Raw genomic sequence first — 8,566 nt, 5'->3', positions numbered from 1 at the left:
GGGGTGGGGCGGGGGATGAGGTGGTCTGGGGGCGGCCGGGGGGGGAACAGGTGATAGAGGTGGTTGAGATTCTGGGCGAGGGTTGAGGGCCCTGGGGGCTGCTTTGCAGCCCATCGCGACGCAAGGCCGCTCCCACAAGCTGGACTGCCACCGAGAAATTGGACACCAATCCAACCCTTGGTAGCCTGTGAGAGCCTGTGAGAGCCTGTGAGAGCCTGTGAGAGCCCGTGAGAGCCCGTGAGAGCCTGTGGGAGCGGCCTTGCGTCGCGATGGGCCGCAAAGCGACCCCCTAAGGTCTCAGATCAGACCACGCCCTGAGCCAGCATCGCATCGGCCACTTTCACGAAGCCCGCGATGTTCGCACCCTTGACGTAGTTGATACAGCCATCAGCCTCTTCACCGTAGTGCACGCATGCATGGTGAATCGACTGCATGATGTTGTGCAGCTTGCTGTCCACTTCACCGGCCGTCCACAGCAGGCGCATGGCGTTCTGCGACATTTCCAGGCCCGACACGGCTACGCCGCCCGCATTGGAGGCCTTGCCCGGGGCGTACAGAATGCCGGCGTCCAGGAAGATATCCACAGCCTCGAGGGTAGTCGGCATGTTGGCGCCTTCGGCCACACAGATACAGCCGTTACGCAGCAAGGTGCGGGCATCTTCGGCGCCCAGCTCGTTCTGCGTGGCGCATGGCAGGGCGATGTCGCACGGCAGGCTCCACGGGGTCTGGCCCTTGCGGAACTCCAGGCCGAATTGCCCGGCCAGCTCGCTGATACGTCCACGCTTGACGTTTTTCAGCTCCATCAAGGCGTCCCACTGAGCGTCGGTCAGCCCGGCTTCTGCATACAAGGTACCTTCAGAATCAGACAGCGAGATCACCTTGCCGCCCAGGTCCATGACCTTACGCGCAGCATACTGGGCGACGTTGCCCGAACCAGACACCGCCACGCGGCGGCCGTCGATACGCTTGTCCTGACGCTTGAGCATTTCTTCGGCGAAGTAAACGCAGCCATAGCCGGTGGCTTCCGGGCGGATCAGGCTGCCGCCATAGGTCATGCCCTTGCCGGTCAACACCGAGGTGAACTGGTTGGCCAGGCGCTTGTACTGGCCGAACATGAAGCCGATTTCGCGGGCACCCACGCCGATGTCACCGGCCGGTACGTCGCAGTCAGCGCCAATGTGTCGATACAGCTCGCTCATGAACGCCTGGCAGAAGCGCATCACTTCGGCGTCGCTCTTGCCTTTCGGGTCAAAGTCCGAGCCGCCCTTGCCGCCACCCATGGGCAGCGAGGTCAGCGAGTTCTTGAACACCTGTTCGAACGCCAGGAACTTCAGCACGCTGAGGTTCACCGACGGGTGGAAGCGCAGCCCGCCCTTGTACGGGCCAATGGCACTGCTCATCTGAATGCGGTAACCGCGGTTGACCTGCACCTTGCCCTGGTCGTCGACCCAGGAGACGCGGAACAGTACGGCGCGCTCGGGCTCGACCATGCGCTCGAGGATGCCGGACTGCAGGTAGTGGGGGTTGGCTTCAAGGAATGGCCACAGGGTGCGCAGCACCTCTTCCACCGCCTGGTGGAATTCCGGCTGGCCTGGGTCACGCTGCTTTAGGCGTGCAAGGAAATTGTCGACAGATTCGATCATGGTAGACATCTCACCAAGAGGATTGGACTTATTGGTTTTTTTCAGAAATGTACCAAGAAGCAATCGCACCGGAATAGGGCGAAATGTCGTTTTTTTGAAATTATTTGGTGCGTTTTATGTAAGTGTATACAAAATAAACCTTCGCCTCGCCCTTTATAGCGGTCCGCCAGGCACAAAAATGGGGCCCCTTGGGGCCCCATTCTTGTGCATCAGAAAACCAGCTTACTGGGCCAGTTTCTTGTGCCGTACACGGTGCGGCTGGGCTGCTGCATCACCCAGACGCTTCTTGCGGTCGGCTTCGTACTCGGTGTAGTTACCTTCGAAGAACACCACATTCGAGTCGTCTTCGTACGCCAGGATGTGAGTAGCCACACGGTCCAGGAACCAACGGTCGTGGGAAATCACGATCGCGGCGCCCGGGAAGTCCAGCAGGGCTTCTTCCAGCGAACGCAGGGTTTCGACGTCGAGGTCGTTGGACGGTTCGTCGAGCAGCAGAACGTTACCGCCTTCCTTCAGGGTCAGGGCCAGGTGCAGGCGGCCACGCTCACCACCGGACAGGTCCTTGACGAACTTCTGCTGATCGCCACCTTTGAAGTTGAAGCGGCCAACGTAGGTACGTGAAGGGATCTCGTAGTTGCCGATGCGGATCTGGTCGGAACCGTCGGAGATCTGCTGGAACACGGTCTTGGCGCCGTCCAGGTCCTCTCGGCTCTGGTCCACACAGGCCAACTGCACGGTTTCACCGATCTCGATGCTGCCCGAGTCCGGCTGCTCCTTGCCCATCAACATGCGGAACAGGGTCGACTTACCGGCACCGTTACCACCGATAACGCCCACGATGGCACCTTTGGGCATGGCGAACGACAGGTTGTCGATCAGCACACGGTCACCGTAGCCCTTGGTGACGTTCTTGAACTCGATAACCTTGTCACCCAGGCGCGGGCCGGCCGGGATGTAGATTTCGTTGGTTTCGCTGCGCTTCTGGAATTCCTGCGACTGCATTTCTTCAAAGCGCTGCAGACGGGCCTTGGATTTGGACTGGCGCGCTTTGGCGCCTTTGCGCACCCACTCCAGTTCCTCTTTCATGGCCTTCTCGTGGGCGCTCTGCTGCTTGGATTCCTGCGCCAGACGCTCCGACTTGGCTTCCAGCCAGCCCGAGTAGTTGCCTTCGTACGGGATGCCGGCGCCGCGGTCCAGCTCCAGGATCCAGCCGGCGACGTTGTCGAGGAAGTAACGGTCGTGGGTAATGGCTACCACGGTACCCGGGAAGTCGTGCAGGAAGCGCTCCAGCCAGGCCACCGAGTCGGCGTCCAGGTGGTTGGTGGGTTCGTCGAGCAGCAGCATGTCGGGGGCCGACAGCAGCAGGCGGCACAGGGCCACACGGCGCTTCTCACCACCGGACAGGTGTTCGATGCGCGCATCCCAGGCGGGCAGGCGCAGGGCGTCGGCAGCGACGTCCAGCTGGCGCTCCAGGTTGTGGCCATCAGCGGCCTGCAGGATGGCTTCCAGCTTGGCCTGCTCGGCGGCCAGCTTGTCGAAGTCGGCATCCGGCTCGGCGTAGGCCGCGTAGACCTCGTCCAGGCGGGCCTGGGCGTCCTTGATTACGCTGACCGCTTCCTCGACCACTTCACGCACGGTCTTGGTTGGGTCCAGTTGCGGTTCCTGTGGCAGGTAACCCACGTTGATGTCGGGCATCGGACGGGCTTCGCCGTCGAATTCCTTGTCGACGCCCGCCATGATCCGCAGCAGGGTCGATTTACCGGCGCCGTTCAGGCCAAGTACGCCAATCTTGGCGCCAGGGAAGAACGACAGGGAAATGTTCTTGAGAATTTCCCGCTTCGGCGGCACGACCTTGCTCAGCCGATGCATGGTGTAGACGTATTGAGCCAAAACCAAGCCCTCTAATCAGATAGGTAAAGACATCGCCGATCGCCCCGGCACGCGGTGGCCAGTGGGATGTGTTTACGGGGTGTCATTGAACAAAGTCGACCATTCTACGCCAACGCGCGGCGTTGCATAGGAGGGGCCGATGGTGGGGTGTGATCAGTGCGGTCCCTGGGATGAATTCATTGCCTGTGCCGGCCTCTTCGCGGGCATGCCCGCTCCCACAGAGTCACCACAGAGTCTGAAGAATCCACGATTCCTGTGGGAGCGGGCGAGCCCGCGAAAGGGCCGGCACAGCAGCCGAAGAGGCTCAGACGTGACGCTGCTTGGCCTTGCCCCGCGGCAAGCGGCAACGGTCGCCCTGCTCGGCCAGGCGTGCGGCCCAGGCGGACTTCACGCTGAAGCCGCCGCTGCGGGCAGGGTGCTGCTCGGCCGCCTTGGCCGGTTTGCCAGGTGCAGGCGCAGTGCTGACCACCTTGGCTGCCGGCTTGACCGCCGGTACTGCAACAGCCGGCTCTGCTGCCACCTTGGCGGTCTTGCGCAGTTCAGCCAGCGATGGGGCCTTGCTTTTGGCGGCAGCGGCCGCCTCGGGTTTGCCCAGCGAACGCTGGCAAGACTTGCAGGATACGTCCTCGGTCACGGCAGTACTGACAAGGGTCTGACTGCTGCGCCCGCAGGCGGAATCGAGGCCATTGGAGGAAAAGTGAGTAACCAAAAGCGAACATCTCCGATGCGTTGTCATGTATAGCGGGCGCTATTCTCGCACAGGTTACTGGGGCTTGCCGAACCACCGGGCAGCCACCACCGGTCAACATGGCTGGCACTTCGCCATAATCCGAGGCATGCTAGCCGGTTTCGGGTGTCCGGCTTTATAGTGCGCCACCGCGGTGCGCAAGCCCGGCGCCGGCACGCTCCGTGCACGATCATTCCCTGCCATCGCCAGCCCAATCGCAGGATCAACGCTTGACCAACCTTACTCATCCGTCGTCATTGCGTTCCGCCCCACAAGCACCCGCAACTATCCTGCGCGGGTCGATCAAGGGTGCGCTGGCGCTGCTGGCCCTGATCCTGCTGGGCCTGCTGCTGTGGCAGCTGTTCGCCCAGTTCAATCATACCCAGGCCGAATTGCGCAAACAGAGCCTGGACGCCTCCGCGGAACTGGCCGACCATCTGAGCCTGAACATGGCGCTCAAGGCGCAACAGGCCGTAAACGTGGTGCAACCCTACCTTGATGCACCAACACCTGCCGCCCTGCCCAGCCTGCTCGGTACCCTGCGCGAGCGCCTCCCCGCCCTGCAGAGCATGGCCTGGCTGAACAACACAGGGCAGCTACGCGCCGACAGCCTGGCCGGCAGCCCCGACCGCCAGTCGCTTGACGAGTTGCTCGTGCTGAGCCAGGAACGCCCGTACTTCTTCACCAATTCGGCCGACAACCACATCCTGTACCTGTTGCTGCGCCAGGATGCCTCACAGGGTAGCGGCTACTGGCTACTGCGCCTGTCACCGGACTATTACCGCGAGCTTACCCTCCACCTCGAGGGCAGTGGCCACCCGCAGTGGCTGCTGGAAAACAGCCGCAGCGGCGAGGTGCTGCAGCGCCATACCGCAACCGACACCAGCGACGAGCCGCTGCAAAGCGTGATGCTGGCCTTTATCGAAAACAGCACCTGGCAGCTACGCGGTCTGTTCGACGCCAAACTGGCCCGACAAAAATTATTGCCGGCGCTGTTCGGCAAGTGCCTGCTGGTGCTGTTCTGCGCCCTGCTGCCGGTGCTGGCGCTGATCAACATGCGTCGCCGCCAGCGGGCGCTGCAGGAAGACCGTCGGCGTTATCAGGAAATTTTTGAAGGCACCGGCGTTGCCCTGTGCGTGCTCGACCTGTCCAGCCTGCCTGGCCAGCTCGATCGCTACCACCTGCGTAACCGGGCCGCACTCAAGCACAGCCTGGCGCTGGACCCGAACCTGCGCCGCTCGCTGCTGCTGGAGCTGAAGATCACCGAGGTCAACCAAGTGGCGCGCCAGCTGCTGAACATCGACTGCCACGAAGGTGCCTGGCAGCGGCTGATCAATGGCACTGGCGACAGCCGAGACAGCGTCGGCATGCAACTGATCGACGCACTGATCGAACAACGCCCGCTGCTGGAGCTGGAAGTGCGCTTGCCGACACCGCAGGGCGACGAGCTGCACCTTTGGCTGATGGCCCGCCTGCCGCTGCAGCGTCGTGATCACCAGGCGGTGATCCTCAGCATCAGCGATATCACCAGCCGCAAACAGGTGGAGCTGTCGCTACTGGAACGCGAAAGCTTCTGGTCGGACGTGGTACGCACCGTACCCGACCAGTTGTATGTGCAGGATGTGCCCAGCCAGCGGATGATCTTCAGCAACCGCCACCTCGGCCAGACCCTGGGCTACGACCGCACCGAGCTGGCACAGATGGGCGACCGCTTCTGGGAGCTGCTGCTGCACCCCGAGGACGCCGCACACTACCAGGCACTGCGCCAGCAACAGCGCGACAGCGGTCATGACCAACCGCTGCACTGCCAGCTGCGCTTCCGCCACCGCGACGGAAGCTGGCGCTGCTACGACATCCGCGAGCAAGTGCTGACCCGCAACGCCGAAGGCCTGGTTACGCGCATCATCGGTGTGGGCAAGGATGTGACCGTTCAGATCGAGGCCAGCCAGTCGCTACGTGACAGCGAGCAACGCTACCGCATGCTCGCCGAAAGCATCAGTGACGTGATCTTTTCCACCGACAACCAGCTCAAGCTCAACTATGTCAGCCCCTCGGTACAGAGCGTGCTGGGCTACCAGGCCGACTGGATCTTCGCCAACGGCTGGCAGTCGATCGTCGCCAACCCGGCCCAGCTCACCGGCGTCTACAGCCTGATGGAGCGTGTCAGCAAGGCCATGGGCGATCCGGCGCAGATGGCGCAACTGTGCAGCCAGTTACCCACCCAACTGTTCCTGTTCGACTGCCTGCGTGCCGATGGCCGCAAGATCCCGATCGAGCTGCGCCTGGTGCTGGTGTGGGACGATGACCAGCGCTTCGAAGGCGTACTCGGGGTGGGCCGCGACATCAGCCAGCAACGTCGTGCCGAAAAAGACCTGCGCATGGCCGCGACCGTATTTGAACACTCCACCTCGGCGATCCTCATCACCGACCCCGCCGGCTATATCGTCCAGGCCAACGAGGCGTTCAGCCGCGTCAGCGGTTACGCCGTCAGTGAAGTGCTCGACCAATTGCCGGGCATGCTCACTGTCGACGAACAGCAGGAAGGCCACCTGCGCTATGTGGTCAAGCAACTGCACCAGCGCGGCAGCTGGGAAGGTGAAGTGTGGCTCAAGCGCCGTGACGGCGACCACTACCCGGCCTGGGTCGGCATCACTGCGGTACTGGACGACGAAGGCGACCTGGCCAGCTATGTGTGCTTCTTCACCGACATCAGCGAACGCAAGGCCAGCGAACAGCGCATCCACCGCCTGGCCTACTACGACGCCCTTACCCACCTGCCCAACCGCACACTGTTCCAGGACCGTTTGTACAATGCCCTGCAGCAGGCCGAGCGGCAGAAGGCCTGGGTGGTGCTGATGTTCCTCGACCTCGACCGCTTCAAACCGATCAACGACTCCCTCGGCCATGCGGCCGGCGACCGCATGCTCAAGGACATGGCCCTGCGCCTGCTGGCCTGCGTGGATGACGACGACACGGTGGCACGCATGGGCGGCGACGAGTTCACCCTGCTGCTGCAGCCGCGCCCCACCCGCGAAATGGCCCTGAACCGCGCCATCCACGTGGCCGAGAACATCCTCGGCAGCCTGGTGCGGCCGTTCGTGCTGGAAAACCGCGAGTTCTTCGTCACCGCCAGCATCGGCATCGCCCTCAGCCCGCAGGATGGCAGTGAGCTGAGCCAGCTGATGAAGAACGCCGACACCGCCATGTACCACGCCAAGGAGCGCGGCAAGAACAACTTCCAGTTCTACCAGGCCGAAATGAACGCCAGCGCCCTGGAGCGTCTGGAGCTGGAAAGCGACCTGCGCCATGCCATGGAGCAGAACGAGTTCATCCTCTACTACCAGCCGCAGTTCAGCGGCGACGGCAAGCGCCTGACGGGCGCCGAAGCGCTGCTGCGCTGGCGTCACCCAACCCGTGGCCTGGTGCCGCCGGGTGACTTCATCCCGGTGATCGAAGAACTGGGCCTGGTGGTGGACGTGGGCGACTGGGTGCTGCGCGAGGCCAGCCGCCAGCTCAAGGCCTGGCACAAGGCCAAGGTGCGAGTGCCGAAAGTGTCGGTGAATATTTCGGCGCGGCAGTTCTCAGACGGCCAACTGGGCACGCGGATTGCCAACATCCTGGAAGAAAGCGGCCTGCCGCCGGCGTGCCTGGAACTGGAGTTGACCGAAAGTATCCTGATGCGTGAGGTGAACGAGGCGCTGCAGATACTTGCCAGCCTGAAGAACCTCGGCCTGAGCATTGCGGTAGATGACTTCGGCACCGGCTACTCATCGCTCAACTACCTCAAGCAGTTCCCCATCGACGTCCTGAAGATCGACCGTACCTTCGTCGACGGTCTGCCCGAAGGCGAACAGGACGCGCAGATTGCCCGGGCGATCATCGCCATGGCCCACAGCCTCAACCTGGCAGTCATCGCCGAGGGCGTGGAAACCCACGAACAGCTGGAGTTTCTGCGCGAGCATGGTTGCGACGAGGTGCAGGGCTACCTGTTCGGGCGGCCGATGCCGGCGCATCAGTTCGAGGCGCAATTCTCCAACGAGACCTTGTTCATGTTCCATTGACCCGCACGCTGCCTGCTCGCAAGGTCCCGGTAGGACCGGGTTTACCCGCGAACACCGGCGAAGCCGGTGCCATCCACCGCGCCGCCTTCTTCGCGGGTAAACCCGTTCCGACAAGTACAATGTCGCGACACAATCCTGCATAAAAAGCGGACTTCCAGGTCAACTCCTGCCCCCGCCCAGCCCAGAAACGGCGCGGGATGCAAGATGAAGCCCATTGGTCTGCGACTTGACGCCACTTCATATGC

General features: G+C 62.7%; 4 protein-coding genes. 1 reads left to right on the top strand and 3 read right to left on the bottom strand.

The window, feature by feature from the left end:
- Nucleotides 1-302: 302 nt before the first annotated feature.
- The 3 genes from gdhA to ACK59Z_RS23080 form a co-directional block, all read right to left on the bottom strand.
- Nucleotides 303-1,643 (bottom strand): NADP-specific glutamate dehydrogenase, encoded by a 1,341-nt coding sequence (gdhA, locus tag ACK59Z_RS23090; protein WP_409293710.1) that lies wholly within the window; start codon nt 1,641-1,643, stop codon nt 303-305.
- Between the two features lie 222 nt (nt 1,644-1,865).
- Nucleotides 1,866-3,533, bottom strand: a complete 1,668-nt coding sequence (gene ettA / locus ACK59Z_RS23085; RefSeq protein WP_003247499.1) for an energy-dependent translational throttle protein EttA — start codon at nt 3,531-3,533, stop codon at nt 1,866-1,868.
- A 304-nt stretch (nt 3,534-3,837) separates the two neighbouring features.
- On the bottom strand, nt 3,838-4,242 hold the full coding sequence (locus ACK59Z_RS23080; RefSeq protein WP_004575714.1) for a hypothetical protein: 405 nt from the start codon (nt 4,240-4,242) through the stop codon (nt 3,838-3,840).
- A gap of 248 nt (nt 4,243-4,490) precedes the next feature.
- On the opposite strand from ACK59Z_RS23080, the gene ACK59Z_RS23075 reads away from it, so the two are divergent.
- Nucleotides 4,491-8,321: an EAL domain-containing protein gene (locus ACK59Z_RS23075; protein WP_108190739.1), complete on the top strand. Its 3,831-nt coding sequence runs from the start codon at nt 4,491-4,493 to the stop codon at nt 8,319-8,321.
- Nucleotides 8,322-8,566: the final 245 nt, after the last annotated feature.

It is taken from the genome of Pseudomonas sp. KCJK9058 (assembly GCF_046230975.1).
In the GTDB taxonomy this organism is placed as follows: Bacteria; Pseudomonadota; Gammaproteobacteria; order Pseudomonadales; family Pseudomonadaceae; genus Aquipseudomonas; species Aquipseudomonas alloputida.
Note: the sequence above shows the minus strand (reverse complement) of the source record. Positions and strands in the feature narration are given on the sequence as shown.

Excerpts from the sequence above, each read along its gene's own strand:
- gdhA (WP_409293710.1), bottom strand. The coding sequence starts at position 1,643 with ATGATCGAATCTGTCGACAATTTCCTTGCACGCCTAAAGCAGCGTGAC.